The organism is Actinomyces sp. 432, assembly GCF_009930875.1.
Lineage (GTDB): Bacteria > Actinomycetota > Actinomycetes > Actinomycetales > Actinomycetaceae > Actinomyces.
This window is the reverse complement of sequence record NZ_CP025249.1, coordinates 95,358-113,672: the sequence shown is the minus strand read 5'-3', so window position 1 is coordinate 113,672 and position 18,315 is coordinate 95,358. Positions and strand designations below refer to the sequence as shown.

Genomic DNA, 18,315 nt, shown 5'->3' with positions numbered 1-18,315 from the left:
CCCGGGCCCTGCTCCTCGCCGCGCCGCACCTCACCCCTGCTTGCCGACGCCCTGCGCCACCTGCTCCCAGGTGGTCTCAGGGCTGTCGCGCGTGATGTCGAAGATGATCTCGGTGGTCTTCGCCCCGTCCTCCCCGGCTCCGGTGATGCCTCCGAGCTCCTCGGTCCACTGGTCTATCTGCGGGTTTCCGTGCATGCCGTCGACGGCGTCAGCATAGATCTGCGGCGCGTGAGGGTACCCGTCCACGCCGGCCGCGTGGGTGTCGATGGTTACCACGGTGCGGGTGGGGGTGCGCGGGGTGGGCGCCGCATCGAGCGCGGGCACGGCGTCGCCGGTGTTCTCTAGGTGGATGGCGTTGACGCTTTCGGGCAGGTTCGCGCCCGCGGTCGGGCCCCCGGCGGTGAGCAGGTTGGTGATGTTGAACTGTTCGGCGACTGCCGAGTCGGCGGCGATGTTGGAGGCGGTTATCGCGCCCTGGGAGTGCCCGTACAGGCCGACCTTGTCGCCAGGGGCTATACCGGCCTCACGCATGGCGGTGACCACTGCGGTCTCCATGTCGGTCGGCCGCCCGGATACCGCCTGCAGGTTGGTCAGCAGGTCCTGCGGGTTGGTGTTGCCGCTGCCCCAGTCGGTGGTGCCGGGCACCACGACGAGCCAGGAGGTGGTTCCGTCGGCGTGGTCGGTGCGCAGGATGGAGACCACGCCGGAGGAGGTGTCCTCGTCGCGGCCCTTCATGTCGTCGGAGTAGCGGATGACCTCAGCGACCGTCCCCGGTTGCGGGCCGGTGCCCGACTGCGGCAGCGCTGCGGCTACCGCGGGAACGGCAGTCCCGAGCCCGAAGGGGTCGCGCACGCCGGGAGGGACCGTGACGGACTGTCCGCCGTGCGGGGTCACGGTCACGCCAGTGGGCTCCCCGTAGCGGTACGCCCCCGACTGCTCGGCACGCACGGCCAGGTAGTAGACCACGCGCTGCATGGGTGTCAGGGAAGCGGTGTCCACCATGCGGCTGCCGACGGGCACCTGGTCAGGCAGCATGGCAGAGATCGCGGGGTCCAGTTCCTCGGCTACCTGACCGATGTAGGTCTCGATGGACGCGGCCTCGAGGCCGGTCTTGGCCTGCTTCGCCCATATCGCCAGAGCCAGGAGGATCATGAGGTCGGTGTTGACCCAGTCATCGAGCATTGGGTCGCCCAGCAGCATTTCAAGGCCCTGGAGCGCATCATCCATGCCGTCGGGCAGGGCGGCGCCGTCCGCACTCAGCACCGCCAGTGCGCCTACGATTCCCGCCGCAATGACTGCATGAGACCCGCCTCCAAACTTGATCCCCAGGCGGGCGGTCTGCAGCATCAGGAGCCACCGACCCTTCATGCCCGACTCGGTGTCCGTGTAGGTGGCGGCGCTGAGGGTGACCGCAGTGGCGAGCGTACGCAGGCTGTCGGCGGCGTCGTCGAGGGAGCCGGCACCGCTGGTGAGTGACTGCAGGGCGGCGATGGCATTGGCGCGCTCTGTGGCGCACGAGTCGGACACCGGGGAGTAGCACTGCGCACCACCCGAGGTGATGGCCTCATGCGCCGAATTGAAGCCGAAGTTCCAGGAGCCGTTCGCGCCGATGTTCGGCTGGCTGTACATCATGACCCCGAAGCCGTCACAGCGCAGGTCCGTCAGGCACGCCAGTGCCAGGTCACGGGCATCCTCCAGCCAGTCGGCCGCGGTGCAGAGAGTGGTGGCGAAACTGGTGAGATCGTTGGTGTTCACCCCGTAGGTTCCGCCGCTGACGACGACGCCGGTGCCAGCGGGCATGCCGGACCAGGTCAGGGGGTAGGGCAGGGCGGCGTCCGTGGTGTAAGGGCCCGAACCGGGGGAGGTTCCCCCGCCGAGGACCGGGTCGCCGCTGCGGCACACCATATCGTCCTGGTCCCCGCCCGACGCGGTGGCACCGAAGGGAACCGATCCGGCGCCGGTGCCCTGCCCGAGGGGGCCGGAACCGACCGGAACACTGCTGGGGTCTGCGTAGCTCGCCAGTGGGGTGCGCAGATTCAACGACTTCAGCGCGTACTGGTCCGCGGCGGACACACCACTGGTGGTGTTTACGGTCATGATTAACCCTCCTCGCTCTCGGCGGCTTCCAGTAGGGTCATGGCGTTCTGGGCGTCGGTCATGAGGGCATCGAGCCCGCCTACGAGGGTGACTACTTCATCGAGGGTGGTCTGGCAGGCCGAGGCGGCGGAGCCGGTCCAGTCGGTCGGAACGGTGGCGGGAACCAAGGCGGTGCCAACCTCTGCCTTGTCCGCTGCGATTGAAAGAAGGAAGGAGGACATGGCCTCGACGGTAGAGCGACCGAGGCGGTGCCCGCAGGGTGGCTGTGAACGCGGCAGACGCACGGGCGTACGAACACTACCTGTGGGTTTTGCTGGCCGCCCGGGCGGGAGGCAGCACTAGGCCGTCGGACGCTCCAGGGGCGGGACGCAAAGGTGCGGGCGCTTGCTTCAGGCGGCGTCAACCAATTGCGCAGAGCGGCGGTCGTTGCGGACCGCCACGCGCAGGGCGATTGCGCCGACCGCGTCCGCACCCACCGCCAGCCCCAGCACCAACCACCAGGAGGGCGCGGCCGGGGTGAGGCCGCAGGCAACTGCGACGGCAACGCTCAGTGTGACGGCCGCGAGCGCAGCGACCACGCCGGTACGGCGCCGCCCGACCAGCTCCATGACGGTAACCAGGCCGACGCCCGCCACAAGCCCTCCGGCAGCAGCGATAGCCGCTAGCAGCAGCGCCCGGTCGGTTCCGGCCAGTGCCAGGCCGGCCCACAGGGCGAGGCCTACGGCTGACAGCACCAGGTCGAGCACCGCCAGCAGTGCGCCCGTGCGGCCGCCGGGGCGCAGCTCCCCGGAGGCGGTCGCGGCCGAACCCCCGGCCGAGGACTGTGGCCCAGCGCCGACCGCGGCCGGCGCCCCGGATACTGCCCGCGGCCCGGCGGCATTACCGCCAATGGCCGATACGCCCGCCGTCGGCACTGCAAGTCCGCCGTGCCGCAGCGCAAGGTATCCGCCCAGCGCCACGCACGCCGCGGCCACCCACGGCAAGGGATGCGCCACCAGCTGCGGGATCGCCAGGACGAGGGCCACGGCAACGAGCAGCGCGGGCGCGCCCGCTCGCAGCAGGGCGCGTGCCCGGGCGGCGATCGGCACCAGGTCGTTGATCCACTGGGGCACGTCGTCTGAACTCGGCTCGGGCGAAGGCCGTCTCGCAGTCTCGCTCATGACGTCATCCTCTCCGCCGTCCGGCCGCTCGCACCCGCGCCACGCGGCGGCCAGGGGCAGGCAGTCGTTGGGCCGCCCGGACCATAGGCGCTCGACGGCGTCGTCGGCGGTCTCCGCGAGAATCCGGCGGATCTCGGTCCCGGGGAGTCCGGCGGCCGCACGCATCAATACGTGCATCTCGCTACTTGCCAGGTCGCCCGCGTTCAGCCGCCGTACTTGTTCGGACATGACCCCAATGCTAGGCCGCCGCGGCCGGCCAGCCCGTTGGCGGCTACAACCGGCTCGGGCGAACGCTGTCCGGCGTAGGAACCGGCAGCGAGCAGCTCACCCGCCTCTTGTACACTCCTGTACATGGTCGTCGACAAGGGGAACCTTACAGAGCTCTTCTCTGCTCTTCCCCGGCTCGAGGCGGGGCCCGGAATGTCGCAGATCGGCACGAACGAGCTAACAGCGCCATGAGGCGCCTCAAAGATCGTTGAAATCATGCGGTTATGAGGTGACTCCGGAACGTCGGATTCAGCGTTACTGCCGATCTCGGACAAAACCACCCCGAACGCTCAGGGGGTCCGCAGAGGCATCCTACTTTCGCGCTTGAGTCGACCCGGTTGAGACACCTGTCTCCGCCGCTGGCCACGCCTGGCAGAATCGGCGTCATGGTCGACCTCGCCACCGTCTCCCCCGCCATCGCCCTCGGCCCGCTCGACGGCCGCTACCGCGCCGTCACCGCACCACTGGTCAACTACCTGTCCGAGGCCGCCCTGAACCGGGCGCGCCTGCGCGTGGAGGTGGAGTGGCTCATCCACCTCACCGACCTCCGGGCACTGCCCGGCGCCCCCGTGCTGTCCGACGCCGAGAAGACCTACCTGCGCGGCGTCGTGGACGCCTTCGGCGCGGCGGACATCGCCGAGCTGGCCGAGATCGAGGCGGTCACCCGCCACGACGTCAAGGCCGTGGAGTACCTGCTCAAGCGGCGCCTGGACGCCGCCCCCGAGGCCCTGGGCACCACGGTGCTGCCCGAGGTGCACGAGATCGTCCACATCTTCTGCACCAGCGAGGACATCAACAACCTCGCCTACGCGCTGACCATCCGCGATGCCGTCGCACAGGTGTGGCTGCCCGCGGCCCGCGGGCTCGTGGACGACCTGGCCGCCATGGCCCGCGAGCACGCCGACGCGGCCATGCTCGCCCGCACCCACGGCCAGCCGGCCACCCCTACCACCCTCGGCAAGGAGCTGGCGGTGCTGGCCCACCGGCTGCGCCGGCAGGTCAAGCGGGTGGAGGGCGCCGAGTACCTGGGCAAGATCAACGGGGCCACCGGCACCTTCGGAGCGCACGTGGTCGCGGTGCCCGGCGCCCACTGGGAGGAGGTCGCACGCGCCTTCGTCGAGTCCCTGGGCCTGACCTGGAACCCGCTCACCACCCAGATCGAGTCCCACGACTGGCAGGCGGAACTGTACGCCGACGTAGCCCGCTTCAACCGGATCGCCCACAACCTCGCCACCGACGCCTGGACCTACATCTCGCTAGGCTACTTCCACCAGCGCCTGAGCGCGCAGGGCTCCACCGGCTCCTCCACGATGCCGCACAAGGTCAACCCGATCCGCTTCGAGAACGGGGAGGCGAACCTGGAGATCTCCTGCTCCCTGCTGGACACGCTCGCCGCCACCCTGGTCACCTCCCGGCTGCAGCGCGACCTGACAGACTCCACCACGCAGCGCAACGTAGGCGTGGCCTTCGGCCACTCGCTGCTGGCGATCGACAACATTCGCCGCGGCCTGGCCGGGCTGGACGTCGACCACGCCCGCCTGGCGGAGGACCTCGACGCCACCTGGGAGGTCCTGGGCGAACCGGTACAGCAGGCCATGCGCGCGGCGTCGGTGGCCGGGGCCACCGGCATGGCCGACCCCTACGAGCGGCTCAAGGAGCTCACGCGCGGCAAGCGGGTCACGGCCGCCTCCATGCGGGACTTCATCGCGGGCCTGGGCATGCCCGCCGAGGTCGAGGCGCGGCTGCTGGCGCTGACGCCCGCCACCTACACGGGCCTGGCCGCCCACCTGGTCCGGCACCTGGACGCCTGATCGCGGCCTCCCCCGCGTCGCTCCGGGAGACGCGCTCCCGCGACGCCTCACATGTTGGAGAAGATGATCAGAAGCAGGAAGGCGATCGCCCACCAGATCCCGGCGGGCACGAAACCGCTGATGCCCTCAGTGTCATCGGTCTGGCCTTCCCGGCGGGAAGTCGGTGGGGCACCCCGCGATGGAGCCTGCGCGTACGGGCCCTGCCCTGGTACACGCGGCTGCGGCAGGCCGTGGACGGAGGCGGATTGCGCGACTGGCTGTAGCGGCTGCGCCTGCGCGGGTGCATAGGGGTTCGGGGCGGGAGGGCGGGGCACGGGCGTGGAGGCCATTCCGGCGCTCCGGCTGGTGGGGGCGCCGCCGGCCACCACAGCGGCCGACCGCATCCGCGGCGCTGCGCCGTATCCGGCCGCGGATCGTGATGGCGCTCCGGGGGTCGGCACCGGTCCCCCGCCTGGAGTCGGTACGCCTGCGGCCGCCGCTGGCCGCAGCCCGTAGCCCGGAGTACTCCGCGAGGAGGGCTGCACCGGCGGCCGGGTAGCGGGCTGGGGGTATCCGGGATGCTGCGGTGCGGGCCGCTGCTGTGCGCTGCTGCCGGGTGGGGCGACCGCAGCAGGATGCGAGGCGGGGGGCACCTGGGCGGGGCGCGGTCTGGCATCGTCGGCGCCGGCGGAGGGCGTGGCGTCGAGCACTGAAACATCGAATATGGGCGAGCCCATGAGGGGGTCGCCCAGGACGCTGCCGAAGGGAGCGTCATCGAAGCCGATGTCAGCCGGCTCCCAGCCGATCGGGGCCCAGGACGTGTCGGAGGTGTCGGCGGCGCTCATTTCCGCGGGTGCACGCTGCTCGCTCATGTGACCAGCATCCCACAGTTGGCGCAGCGAGGCCCAGTTACCCTTCCCGCCCGCATTCCCCTCCTGACGTGAGCCTCGATACGGGGAACCACCCGCATCGCTGTCACTGAATGCACCACTTTCACCGCCACTCCCGCGAGCCCATCGGCGAGAATCGCGTGATGACGCGGATCGCAGTGATGACGCTGCTGCGAGGCGGATGAAAGTGGTGCATTTTGTGACACCACGCAAGAGGCAACCCCGGGTCTCGCCGCCTCCCCCACTGAATATCGCCGCAGGTAGCCAGATTTCAGACATCGGGTACCAGCCGCCGAATCCGCCGCCTTCCCCGATGCTTTGCACCCCGTTCCGAGCCTTTTCCCTCCGGCGTGCGGCAAACTCCTGTGCACCAGGACGCGAAGGGGGAAGGAAGGGGGACGCAGTAAGCGTTGGTGGCGAGCCCGCGCCGCCCGCCGCACCGAGTCCCCTGCCCTGCCGCTCCTGCCCTGCGGCATTGCAACCCCTACCCCCTAGGGGTATTGTGACGGTTGTCGGTCGCTTCAGATCGGCCGACACCACGTGCACCATGTACGGGCAGGAGGAGCGATGGCCGGATACACGGGAACCAAGGAGGACTACCTCAAGCGACTCAGTCGCATTGAGGGGCAGGTGCGCGGCATCTCGCGCATGGTCCAGGAGGACGCCTACTGCATCGACGTACTCACTCAGGTTTCCGCCGTCACCAAGGCACTCCAGGCCGTCAGCCTCGGCCTGCTCGAGGATCACATGAACCACTGCGTGCTGCACGCGGCACAGTCCTCCGACGAGGAGGGCCGCGCCAAGATCCGCGAGGCCTCCGACGCGATCGCCCGCCTGGTCAAGTCCTGACCGCACGGCGGGCGGCGCCCGCCGGCACCGGCATTCGCCGCTCGCAAACCAGACCCAGACCCACACACCGAGATCAAGGAGCCCATCATGTCCGAGTTCACCGCCGACGGCGTCGACCGCACCACCACCCTGAGGATCTCCGGGATGACCTGCGACCACTGCGTCGCCCACGTCACCGAGGAGCTGGAGGCCCTCGACGGCGTCAAGAATGTCTCCGTCATCCTCAATAAGGGCGGGCAGTCCGTGGCCACGGTCGTCTCCGATGTGGTCCTGTCGGATGCCGCCCTGGCCGAGGCCATCGACGAGGCCGGCGACTACACCCTCGACGCGATCGAACGCGACGCCGCCTGAGCTCACACTGGAGGCCGATCAACACATGTCTGAGCCGACTCACACCGCCACCACCGACGCCGCCCCCAGCTCGACGCCGGTGGCCACCGTCGACCTCGCGGTCGGGGGATGACCTGCGCCTCCTGCGTGGCGCGCGTGGAGAAGAAGCTGGGCAAGCTCGACGGTGTCAAGGCCTCCGTCAATCTCGCCACCGAGTCCGCCAGGGTCACGCTGAGCGCACCGGTGAGCAATGAGGAACTGATCAATGCGGTGGCGCGAGCCGGCTACACGGCCACCGTCACCGGCCGCACCGACCTGGCGCCGACCGACGGCGATTCCGGTTCCGCAGCGCCCCGACCCGATGCGGCAGCGGCGACCGACGCGGAAACACACTCTTCCACCGCAGTCTCATCCGGCGCGTCCGCCGGCTCCGAGTCCGCACCGGCGCCGGCCGGGGCAGACGCAAGCTCACCGGCTCCGGTGCTCGGCCAGTCCCAGGCCGAAAGGGCCGCCTACCTGCGCACCCGCCTGGTCGTCTGCCTGGTGCTGTCGATCCCGGTGATGGCGCTTTCGATGATTCCCGCGCTGCAGTTCACCGGGTGGCAGTGGGTGGTGGCGGCGCTGGCTCTGCCGGTGGCCACCTGGGGTGCCTGGCCCTTCCACCGCTCCGCTCTCCGGGCGCTGCGCCACGGAGCCTCCACCATGGACACGCTCGTGTCCCTGGGCGTAATCGCCGCGACCGGCTGGAGCCTGTGGGCGTTGATCTTCGGCGGCGCCGGCCAGCTGGGGGCGCATATGAGCATGGAGCTGCTCCCGCGCGCCCAGGGGCATCAGGTGCACATGTACTTCGAGTCCGCCGCCTGGGTGACCACCTTCCTGTTGGCGGGCCGCTACGCGGAGGCGCGCGCCCGCTACCGCTCCGGAGACGCCCTGCGCGCCCTGTTGAAGCTCGGCGCCACCCAGGCCACCCGGGTCACGCTGACCTCCCCCACCGGCTCCACAGATGCCGTCGATGTGCTTGACGACGACGGCGCCCCCCTCCCCGAGGCCGCCCGCACCGAGGAGACGGTGGCGATCGACGCCCTGGCCGCCGGCGACCTGTTCGTGGTGCGTCCGGGCGAGAAGATCGCCACCGACGGCGTGGTGATCGAGGGCCGCTCCGCGGTGGACGCCTCCATGCTCACCGGTGAGTCGGTGCCGGTGGAGACTGGCCCCGGCGACGCCGTCACCGGAGGCTGCATTAACACCTCCGGCGTGCTGCTGGTGCGGGCGACGGCGGTCGGCGCGGGGACCACGCTGGCGCGCATCGGCGCCATGGTCACCGAGGCGCAGGCCGGCAAGGCACCGGTGCAGCGGCTGGCCGACCGCATCTCCGGGGTGTTCGTGCCGGCGGTGATCGTGCTGGCGCTGGCCACGGCGGCGGTGTGGCTGGCGCTGGGGCACCCGGCGCAGCCCGCGTTCATGGCGGCCGTATCCGTGCTGGTGATCGCGTGCCCCTGCGCACTGGGGCTGGCGACGCCGACGGCGCTGCTGGTCGGCTCCGGGCGCGCCGCCCAGCTCGGCGTGGTCATCAAGGGGCCCGAGGTGCTGGAGTCCACCCGCACCCTGGACACGATCGTGCTGGACAAGACCGGCACCGTCACCGAGGGCCGCATGCGCCTGGACGCCGACGGGATCGTCACCTGGGACGCCGAGGGTGACGGCGGGGTGGAAGCAGCGGAGGACTCCGCATCCCCAGCACCCGGCGCCGAGGGGTCGGACCGGACTCAGCCGGGGCGGGGGAGCCGCTCGAAGGCGTGGTGGGGCTGGCGGGAGCGATCCGAGGTACGAGGATCGCGGGTGGTAGCCGAGAGGGGCTTCACCGCCCCGGCCCCGAAAGCACGCGGTTGCAGGCCCTCGCCCTGGCCGGGAGTGTGGAGGCGGCCAGCGAGCACCCGGTGGCCCGGGCAATCACCGAGGCCGCCAAGGAACGGCTCGAGCAGGTGCCGGCGGTGCGGGACTTCTCCAACCACGAGGGGCGGGGAGTGTCCGGCACGGTGACGCTGGACGGCGCCGCCCACCGGGTCCGAGTGGGCCGACCGGCCTGGCTGGCGGAGCAAGGGGTGGACCTTCCCGCACAGGCAACCGGCGCCGTCGCCGCCGCGCAGGAGTCCGGGGCGACCGCCGTGGTACTCGCCGTGGACGGCGTCGCCCGCGCCGTGCTGGCGGTGCGGGACACGGTGCGCCCCTCCTCCCGGGAGGCGGTTGCCGCACTGCGCGAACTGGGGGTGCGCCCGGTGCTGCTGACCGGCGACAATCGGCGGACCGCGGACCGGGTGGCCCGGGAGGTCGGCATCGACGCCGCAGACGTGCGCGCCGAGGTGCTGCCGGGCGACAAGCGCGACGTGATCGCCGGTCTGCAAGGCGAGGGCCACGTGGTGGGCATGGTCGGCGATGGCGTCAATGACGCCGCGGCCCTGGCTCAGGCGGGTACGCGCGGGCTGGGCTTCGCCATGGGGTCGGGCACGGACGTGGCCATTGAGGCCGCGGACATCACGCTGGTGCGCGCTGACCTGGATGCCGTGGTGACGGCCATCCGCATCAGCCGGGACACGCTGCGAATCATCAAGCAGAACCTGTTCTGGGCCTTCGCCTACAACGTGGCCGCGATTCCGCTGGCCGCGGCCGGAATGCTCAACCCGATGATCGCCGGCGCCGCCATGGCCGCCTCCAGCGTCATCGTGGTCACCAACTCCCTGCGCCTGCGCAGGGCCGGAAAGTAGCTGCCGGGAAGCAGTCGACGCGGGACGCGCCGAGGTCGGTTCGCTTCGGCATCTCACGTCCAGCGCATCAGCTTGGTGGCGGCCCAAAACAGCGCCGCCCCGACGACGCCAGTGACGCCGATCCCGATCAGCGCGTCACTCAGCTCGGCCACGCCCGTCAGCGGCCAGCGCAACGCGTCGAGCAGGTAGGTCAGCGGCAGGAAGTTGGCGAGCGTATGCATCCATCCCGGCAGAATCTCCAACGGCAGCAGCGCGCCGGAGGCGAAACCCATAGGCAGGACCACAATCATCACCGCCAGGGAGACTGCGGTGACGGTGGGCAGCACCAGGCCGAAGAGCATGCCCAGGGAGTAGAAGAGTAAAGTCCCCAGGAACACTGGCACCACGGTTAGGATTGCCCATGGCGACAGCGTGACACCGACCGTCGGCACAAACCCGGTGAGCACGATGAGCACCGCCTGCACGAGTGCGGAGACGACGGCGACGGCCAGCGCCGAGGCGAGGATTGAGCTCACGGGCATTGGCGCACTGCGCAGGACACGTCCGACTCCCTTCTCCCGCCACTCGCCAATAGTTGTGGCGCCGGCGAACATGCCAACAAATGCCACTCCAAAGCCCATGACGTTGGGACTGATGAAGTCAACGGTGTCATGGCCGTCCACCCCTGGTTGGTCACCCATGCTCAACGCAAGGACAACCAGCAGTGCCGGAGGGAATGCATATGAGAAGAGCATGGTGGCCGGATCGCGCAGACTGGTGCGCGCCAGGGAAACTGTTAGGGCTTTGAAGGGGCTCATGACTCGTACTTCTTCCCTGTGAGCTCCATGAACGCGTCCTCGAGGGTCGGGCTGTGCACCTGCGCGCCTGCGGTCGGCACATCCGCCGCGCCAAGGGCCGCAAACACCTCACCCACGTCACGCACGTGAATCACCAACCCGCCCGCACTCACGGTCGCAGCTGTCACCACATCCAGGCCGGTCACTACATCCAAATACGGCGCCGCCCCGGGCAGCAGCACCGAGGCATCACTACCCGCACCGGCAACCAGAGCAGACGGAGATGCCGTCGTCACCACCCGGCCACCATCAAGAATGGTGACCACATCGCACAGGCGCTCGGCTTCCTCCAGATGGTGAGTCGTATACACCACCGTCGTGCCCTCCTCACGCGCCGATGCCAGCAAGCCCACCAGGTCATGACGAGCCGTCGCATCCAGAGCCGCCGTCGGCTCATCCAAGAACAACACCTCCGGCCGATGCACCATCGCCGAGGCCACCGCCAATTTCTGCCGCTCACTACCAGAGGCCCGCTCCACACGCGAGTTGCGCACGTGTCCCAGATCCATGGCCTCAATGAGTTGCTCAGCCCGTGCTTGTGAGGCGCCAAATATCGCGGCGATGGCGGAAAGGTGCTCCCACACCGTGGCACGAGAAAAGAAGGCCGTGGCCTGCGGCTGAATCCCCACCCGCACTAGCAGACGCGGATCACGCGGCAACGGTGCCCGACCCAGCAGCTCCACACTGCCCGCCTGAGCACGGCGCGCACCCTGGATGATCTCAACCAGCGTCGTCTTACCAGCACCATTGGGACCGATCACACCATGGAACGACCCCCGCTCCACCACCAGATCCACGTCCCGCAGCACCTGGTGTCCCGCATATGAACGGCACACGCCGAGAACAACCACCGGCTGCACAACAGTCCCCTTTCACGTTCAAGCCTTCGATGGCTCGACCATGACACAGCGGCGGGACTCGGCTGTTCCGGCTTCCCGCCACAACCTCTCCTACCTTGGTAGGAGGCTCATGATGTGGGCTAGTCTGTGCGCAGTCTTGAAAGGCCACCCATGTTCGCCCTGCCTCACCCAGCACTCAACGTCGCGCCGAGTCGACTTCGTGCTGCGTGGCGCGCCCACCGTGAACTCAGCGTCTTCACGGCCTTCAGCCTGGCCTTCTCCGCGTTGCCGGTGCTGTTCCAGTGGTTCACTCTCACCGATACGGTGGGTTTGGTGGTGCCGTGGGCGCTGCTGCTGATACCCCGCAATCCCTGGACCGCCACCACCATCCTGGCGGCGGGTACGGCTTACGGGCTCGCAGACGCTAGGGAAGCCGGATTGGTCATGGCCGGATGGTTCGCCGTGTACGCCCTCGTTCGTCGGGGCGGTTATTGGCAGGCCGTTGTGATTGTGGTGGCCATGGCGGCCGGAAACCTCCTAGCCTGGCAGGCGGGAACAATGATGAATGACCTGTTCATCAGCCAGGTGTTGTGGATTGCCATCTGTATGGGTGTCGCCGCTCCTCTGCGGCTTGCTGACGCCAACGTGTCCCGGGCCCAGGCCGCTCACGCCCAAGCCCTGCGCGAGCAGCGCGCCCTCATCGCCCGCGAACTCCACGACACCCTCGCCCGCGCCAACACCCAAATCGTCCTGCGCGCCCAACAAGCACAAGCCCACCTCCACAACCCCAACCACACCGACCAGATCAACACCGCCCTAGACGACATCATCACCACCGGCCACCAATCGGTCCTCGACCTGCGCACCATGCTGCGCCTCCTGAGACAAGACACCAACACCCCCCTAGACCCCGCACCCCCCACACCCGACCTAACCACCACCCTCACCCAAGCCCGCCACAACCTCCACCAAGCCGGCCTCCACGCCACCGTCACCCACCAAGGAGACACCACCCGACTCACCCCCACCCTGACCACCACCCTGACCCGCATCCTGGACGAATGCGTCGCCAACATGATCAAACACGCCGCCCCCGACGCCCAATGCACCATCCAACTCAACATCACCGACACCACCGCCGAGCTCCACGCCATCAACCCCCTGGCCGACACCCGACACACAACCCCCGCCACCTCATCCAAACTCGGCATCCTCGGCATCCAGGAACGCACCCACGCCCTCGGAGGAACCACCACCACCAAACACACCAACCACCAATGGATCCTCCACACCACCCTCCCCCTCACACAAACCAACGCGGTTCAGGAACATGCGCCAGACGCTCCCGGAAACAGGCGTCGGCGGGGTCGCACATGGGACTGGTTGCACGCCCATTGGGGCCTGAGTCTACTGACCGCCGCCAGTGTTGTTATTGCCGTATTCAACATGGTCGACGCCGGCATACGGTTGACCACCGTAGTGGGTTTGGTGGTGCCGTGGGCGCTGCTGCTGATCCCCCGCAACCCCTTGGCCGCCACCATCATCCTGGCAGCAGGCGCCGCACATGCAACGGCCAGCGACCAGTTCACTGGAACTGTTATAGCCACGACCGCCGCAACTTGTGTCCTTGTTCGTCGGGGCGGTTATTGGCAGGCCGTTGTGATTGTGGTGGCCATGGCGGCCGGAAACCTCCTAGCCTGGCAAGCAGGCCACGACATGTCCTACGCTCTGCTGTCACAGGTGTTGTGGCTCATCCTTTGTCTTGGCGCTGCCTCGGCTCTGCGGCTTGCTGACGCCAACGTGTCCCGGGCCCAGGCCGCTCACGCCCAAGCCCTGCGCGAGCAGCGCGCCCTCATCGCCCGCGAACTCCACGACACCCTCGCCCGCGCCAACACCCAAATCGTCCTGCGCGCCCAACAAGCACAAGCCCACCTCCACAACCCCAACCACACCGACCAGATCAACACCGCCCTAGACGACATCATCACCACCGGCCACCAATCGGTCCTCGACCTGCGCACCATGCTGCGCCTCCTGAGACAAGACACCAACACCCCCCTAGACCCCGCACCCCCCACACCCGACCTAACCACCACCCTCACCCAAGCCCGCCACAACCTCCACCAAGCCGGCCTCCACGCCACCGTCACCCACCAAGGAGACACCACCCGACTCACCCCCACCCTGACCACCACCCTGACCCGCATCCTGGACGAATGCGTCGCCAACATGATCAAACACGCCGCCCCCGACGCCCAATGCACCATCCAACTCAACATCACCGACACCACCGCCGAGCTCCACGCCATCAACCCCCTGGCCGACACCCGACACACAACCCCCGCCACCTCATCCAAACTCGGCATCCTCGGCATCCAGGAACGCACCCACGCCCTCGGAGGAACCACCACCACCAAACACACCAACCACCAATGGATCCTCCACACCACCCTCCCCCTCACACCCAACAACGAAAAGGGCAAACCATGAACCAAAACATCCAGCCCAGTCCGATCCGCGTCGCCATCGTGGACGACGACGCCATCGTGCTCGACTCGCTATCCATGCTCCTCGCTCAGGAAAACGGCATCGAAATAGTGGCCACCGCCGCCAATGGCGCCGAAGCGGTTGATCTTGTCCACGACCACATGGTGGACGTCGTACTCATGGATATCCAGATGCCGGTTCTGGATGGCATTGGAGCAACCTCGCGGATCCTCGCCGCCGGGGGCAGCACTCGGGTACTCCTACTGACCACCTTCGATGACGATACCTTCCTCGATGGAGGAATCGCCGCCGGCGCTTCGGGCTTCCTTCTCAAGACCACGCCTGCCGCCGAGATCGCGGCGGCAATTCGGACCGTCCACGGGGGCGGTAAGGTCCTCTCGCCCGGACCCACCAGCCGCGTCTTGGAACGCTACGTGCGCGGCCAGCGCCCCAGTACCGGTTCCACCGCGGAACTCGATCTATCGGGGCGAGAGCGGGAAGTGCTTCGGCTTCTGTGTCAGGCACGCACCAACCGCCAGATTGCACGCCAGATGAACGTTGCGGAGACCACCGTCAAAACTCACGTTTCCTCGCTTATGCGCAAGATGGGGGTGGGTAGCCGACTGGAGATCGTCACCGAGGCGTACAAGCGGGGCATCGGCGGCTAGTCACCCCTCCTCATTATGTCTCGTCGGGCTCCCTCAAAAGGAGGAATCGAACGGGGACTCAATGATGAGCAGGCCACACAGCTGTGTAGGACAAGATGCGACTATCCCACCGGATCCACAACCGATAGGAAGTCACCGCACATGTGTTCCCTTCGCACCCTCTCTGCCATCGCCATGTCTGTATCGCTCCTGGGGCTGGCGAGTCCTTCCGTCGCCACGCCTGCCGAGCCAACTCTTCCTGCCCAATCCACCATCTCTCTAAGCGCATCGCCGATGCTCATCTCGCCCACTTCACTCCCAGGCCCGAAATGGCTCTGCTCAATCACTCCAAAGTGCTGCTAACCGTCTACACGTGATACCGACACACCCCAGTGCGTCCTATTGATGGACGGATCCCGAAGGAATGGAGTGCCGGGAGGGTTATTCATGGGGGTGCAGGGGACCCGCAACACGCGCGTTATAGGTGAGCGATAGGGAGGTCCGTTCTGCGAGGATTTATTGACGGATCAATAAATCCTCGCAGAACGGACCTCTAGCCATGAATGTTAGCACGAAGCTTGACCACCACCAGCCCCCCATGATGTGCGCCGTCCTGAACAGCCGCGGCGACCCGCCAAAGGCGGGCTGTCGTGCCCTGGGCATCTATCAGTGCGTGATACTGACCGTGATGGAACTTCGGCACAACACCAGCAAGGACCTGCTGGCCGAGCTGTTCGACATCTCCCAGCACCCCCACCTGCCGAATCATCGGCACCTACACCACCCTGATCGCCAACGCCCTCGGTCAGTCCGTACCCACCACAGACGACCTCGACCCCACCTGACTCCTAGGACTGGAAGAGTGTGCAGGGCCTGGTCTCCGGCAACTACCGCACCACTGGACTGTAAGGTTGTGTTTGGACTTGGGTGGATGTCTTCCAATTCCCGTAATCTGATAGTTAGGACGTTGCGCCCCGGGTTTGATGGAGGCAGTGAGCGCGCGTCGAGGTCGCTGTCACGAGTGGAACCTGGGAAGTACCCTGAGGAGCTGCGTGAGCGGGTTACCCCCGGGCTGTTCTCTGCGCGTCCCAGGCGACGACGACCCCATGCCCTACAACCGCTAGGCCTCAGTCCCGACGACTTGCAGGAGCGCGCCCCGGTAGTGCGGCAGCAAGGCGTACACCTCAGCATGCCGGTAGGACAGCTGCAAGCAGACTCCCCCGAGGGTGCGGGAGACTCTGGGGAGGTGGATCGGTAGAGCCCGGCCGCCCGGGGCAGGCAAGGGGACAGCCTGCGTGATGAGCTGCTCTCGCCACTGGTGCTCGATTGGAAGGTGAGGTCGGGAGAAAGGTAGGCGGCCTGGAAGAAGCTCAGCCGCCTCAGGGACCGTAACCTGCCAGTCCTTGAGGTCCTTAAGCCCCTGGCCCTCATGCCGCATGGTCTCAGCCGCGCCGGCCTCCAGGATGTCGTTCTCAAAGTTGCAGACCGCGAGAGCAGCTGAGCAGGGCTAGAGCGCGGGGCGGTCTCGCTGCCTACCGCTCGTGCCAACCGTGCGGACAGAGGTGTGGCCTTGGTCGGCGAGGCTGTCGCCGGCCAAGGCCACACCTGAAAGGGTGCGCGGGTGCTGCTCCATCCAGTTCAGTTCCCGATGACTCCGGGGCGCCGTCGCTCGACGACGACGGCCATGGTGACAAGCACGGCGGCAAGCGCGATGAGCCACATGAGGGCCGCGGAGGTGCTCAGGGGATCGTCGGCGAAGGAACTGGGACTGACGAAGTTGTTGACCAGGGCGGTGATCGTGCGCCTGCCCACTACCCGCTCCATGACAGGGCTGCTGCTCTGGAGGAGAGGCTCGGCCAGCAGGAGCCAGCCGGCCACGCCCGCCAGGGCGGGGATGGGCCGGCGGATGAGGACGGCGGCCCCGATGACGCTGAGCTGGGCGAGGACGGCGCCCAGGGGGGCGGCGACCAGCATCCTGGTAAGTCCGGCAGTGGCCAGGACAGCACTGACGCTGGTAGCAAAGGCCAGGACAGCAAGACCCGCGGCGATGGACACCAGGGTGACTACCGCGGCCTGGAGGCCGGCATGGACCGCGCAGGCGGTGATGACGGCGCTGCGACGCGGAAGAGCCGTGTAGACCAGGGCCAGCTCGCGGGTTTGGATGAGCCGTAGGTAGGTCCACGAGCCGGTCAGGAGAGTCAGCGGCAGGCAGAGCATGCCCCAGCCGCTGACGACGGCCCCGATCGCGGACTCGGCATCACTGAGGGCGCCGGAGGAGGTCAGGGAGATCTCGAAGATGACCACCACTCCGGCAGTGATGGCGGCGTTCGCGGCGCCGGTAAGCAGAGTCAGGAGAAGTGTGCGCCGCAGCGCGCCGTGGGAGCTCATGCTGGCCCGGAGCCAGGCCAGGACATCACCCAGGAGACCACTGCGGGAGGCCCTGGCACTGGTGGTGGGGGCGGGTGGTCCTGCCAGGTGGGAGCGGGCGGCGCCGTCAGCCGCCGCCGAGCGCATAGGGGCCGCTGCGGCTGAGGTGGAACGCGCGGATGCGGTCGTAGTGGCCACGGCCTCGGTGGTCAGGGCGACGGTGGGTAGGCCCCAGGGTCGTCCGGCCGGGTCGGCGGTACGGGTGAGGAGGACGGCGGCAGCCGCACAGGTGAGGGCGGCCAGGACCAGGAGCGGCAAGAAGCCCCAGGTGTCAAAGGCAGGCAGGCCCATCTCGCCCCAGGCACCGTAGAACCACGTGACAGCGACGGAATACGGGGCAAGGAGCGCCCCGACAGACGGAGGGACGAGGTTACCCACGACGGTGAAGAGGAGCTTCTCGATCACCTGGCTCCAGAGGACCAGACCCGTCGCCACCCACGGCAGTGACCTCAAATTGGCCAGGACGGCGACGGCAAAGCCGAAGCACACTGCCAGCGGGGGCAGCACCATCATACGAGCGGCCTTCGGGGCGAAGGCAGCTAGGGCGGCGGCGGCGTCGGGCCACCCTCCCAGCGGCATGAAGGCCGCGATGAGGACCAGGGACCCCAGGGCGCTGACCTGGGCGGCGACGAGGGACGAGACGAGCTTGGCGGCCAGGATCGCGCGCGGGCGCGGGCGGACCAGGACGACACTGGCCAGCATGCCATCACGTGCGTCACCGGCCAGGACCAGGATGGGCAGGGTGAACCACGCCAGGCGGCAGACGAGCTCGTTGAAGCTCAGTGCCGTGCTCACGTATGAGCCGGAGGAGGAGGCGTATGCCAGAGCGAGGTAGATGTCCAGGAGAGCACCGACGGCCAGCGCCCCGGCCAGCAGCAGTGCGGGCCACCGGTAGGTGTAGAGCTTGTAGATCTCGCTGATGAACAGTCGCATC

At 68.1% G+C, this 18,315-nt stretch carries 13 protein-coding genes and 1 pseudogene; 6 read left to right on the top strand and 8 right to left on the bottom strand.

Annotation, left to right across the window (positions count from 1 at the left end; genetic code table 11):
• Window positions 1–30: 30 nt before the first annotated feature.
• The 3 genes from CWT12_RS00485 to CWT12_RS00475 all read right to left on the bottom strand — a co-directional run bounded on the left by CWT12_RS00485 (window position 31) and on the right by CWT12_RS00475 (window position 3,485).
• Window positions 31–2,097, bottom strand: a complete 2,067-nt coding sequence (locus CWT12_RS00485; RefSeq protein WP_161923270.1) for a hypothetical protein — start codon at window positions 2,095–2,097, stop codon at window positions 31–33.
• A gap of 2 nt (window positions 2,098–2,099) precedes the next feature.
• Window positions 2,100–2,318 (bottom strand): hypothetical protein, encoded by a 219-nt coding sequence (locus tag CWT12_RS00480; RefSeq protein WP_203233960.1) that lies wholly within the window; start codon window positions 2,316–2,318, stop codon window positions 2,100–2,102.
• Window positions 2,319–2,486: 168 nt separating this feature from the next.
• On the bottom strand, window positions 2,487–3,485 hold the full coding sequence (locus tag CWT12_RS00475) for a hypothetical protein (RefSeq protein ID WP_161923269.1): 999 nt from the start codon (window positions 3,483–3,485) through the stop codon (window positions 2,487–2,489).
• A 425-nt stretch (window positions 3,486–3,910) separates the two neighbouring features.
• Here CWT12_RS00475 and purB point away from each other — a divergent pair, with 425 nt between their 5' ends.
• Window positions 3,911–5,335, top strand: a complete 1,425-nt coding sequence (purB, locus tag CWT12_RS00470; protein ID WP_161923268.1) for an adenylosuccinate lyase — start codon at window positions 3,911–3,913, stop codon at window positions 5,333–5,335.
• A 47-nt stretch (window positions 5,336–5,382) separates the two neighbouring features.
• Here purB and CWT12_RS00465 read toward each other — a convergent pair whose 3' ends face one another.
• Window positions 5,383–6,186 (bottom strand): hypothetical protein, encoded by an 804-nt coding sequence (locus tag CWT12_RS00465; RefSeq protein WP_161923267.1) that lies wholly within the window; start codon window positions 6,184–6,186, stop codon window positions 5,383–5,385.
• 585 nt (window positions 6,187–6,771) lie between these two features.
• On the opposite strand from CWT12_RS00465, the gene CWT12_RS00460 reads away from it, so the two are divergent.
• The 3 genes and pseudogenes from CWT12_RS00460 (at window position 6,772) to CWT12_RS14465 (ending at window position 10,145) form a co-directional block, all read left to right on the top strand.
• Entirely contained in the window at window positions 6,772–7,053 is a 282-nt protein-coding gene (locus CWT12_RS00460; protein WP_108965358.1) for a metal-sensitive transcriptional regulator, read from the top strand.
• A gap of 87 nt (window positions 7,054–7,140) precedes the next feature.
• Window positions 7,141–7,404, top strand: a complete 264-nt coding sequence (locus CWT12_RS00455; protein WP_161923266.1) for a heavy-metal-associated domain-containing protein — start codon at window positions 7,141–7,143, stop codon at window positions 7,402–7,404.
• A gap of 25 nt (window positions 7,405–7,429) precedes the next feature.
• A pseudogene (locus CWT12_RS14465) lies at window positions 7,430–10,145 on the top strand (heavy metal translocating P-type ATPase).
• Window positions 10,146–10,198: 53 nt separating this feature from the next.
• On the opposite strand, the gene CWT12_RS00440 reads toward CWT12_RS14465, so the two are convergent.
• Both CWT12_RS00440 and CWT12_RS00435 read right to left on the bottom strand, forming a co-directional pair.
• The gene (locus tag CWT12_RS00440) at window positions 10,199–10,942 is read right to left on the bottom strand and encodes an ABC transporter permease (protein WP_161923264.1); all 744 of its coding nucleotides are present in this window, start codon (window positions 10,940–10,942) and stop codon (window positions 10,199–10,201) included.
• A complete protein-coding gene (locus CWT12_RS00435; RefSeq protein WP_161923263.1) occupies window positions 10,939–11,841 on the bottom strand; it encodes an ABC transporter ATP-binding protein in 903 nt (300 codons plus the stop codon). The genes CWT12_RS00440 and CWT12_RS00435 overlap by 4 nt, the downstream gene beginning before the upstream one ends.
• A 150-nt stretch (window positions 11,842–11,991) precedes the next feature.
• Between CWT12_RS00435 and CWT12_RS14220 the strand changes: the two genes are divergently transcribed.
• On the top strand, window positions 11,992–14,310 hold the full coding sequence (locus CWT12_RS14220) for a sensor histidine kinase (RefSeq protein WP_161923262.1): 2,319 nt from the start codon (window positions 11,992–11,994) through the stop codon (window positions 14,308–14,310).
• Window positions 14,307–14,975: a response regulator transcription factor gene (locus CWT12_RS00425; RefSeq protein WP_161923261.1), complete on the top strand. Its 669-nt coding sequence runs from the start codon at window positions 14,307–14,309 to the stop codon at window positions 14,973–14,975. The genes CWT12_RS14220 and CWT12_RS00425 overlap by 4 nt, the downstream gene beginning before the upstream one ends.
• Window positions 14,976–15,507: 532 nt before the next feature.
• Here the strand turns inward: CWT12_RS00425 and CWT12_RS00420 are convergent.
• Both CWT12_RS00420 and CWT12_RS00415 read right to left on the bottom strand, forming a co-directional pair.
• Window positions 15,508–15,723: a hypothetical protein gene (locus tag CWT12_RS00420; protein ID WP_161923260.1), complete on the bottom strand. Its 216-nt coding sequence runs from the start codon at window positions 15,721–15,723 to the stop codon at window positions 15,508–15,510.
• Between the two features lie 869 nt (window positions 15,724–16,592).
• Window positions 16,593–18,314 (bottom strand): hypothetical protein, encoded by a 1,722-nt coding sequence (locus CWT12_RS00415; protein WP_161923259.1) that lies wholly within the window; start codon window positions 18,312–18,314, stop codon window positions 16,593–16,595.
• Window position 18,315: the final 1 nt, after the last annotated feature.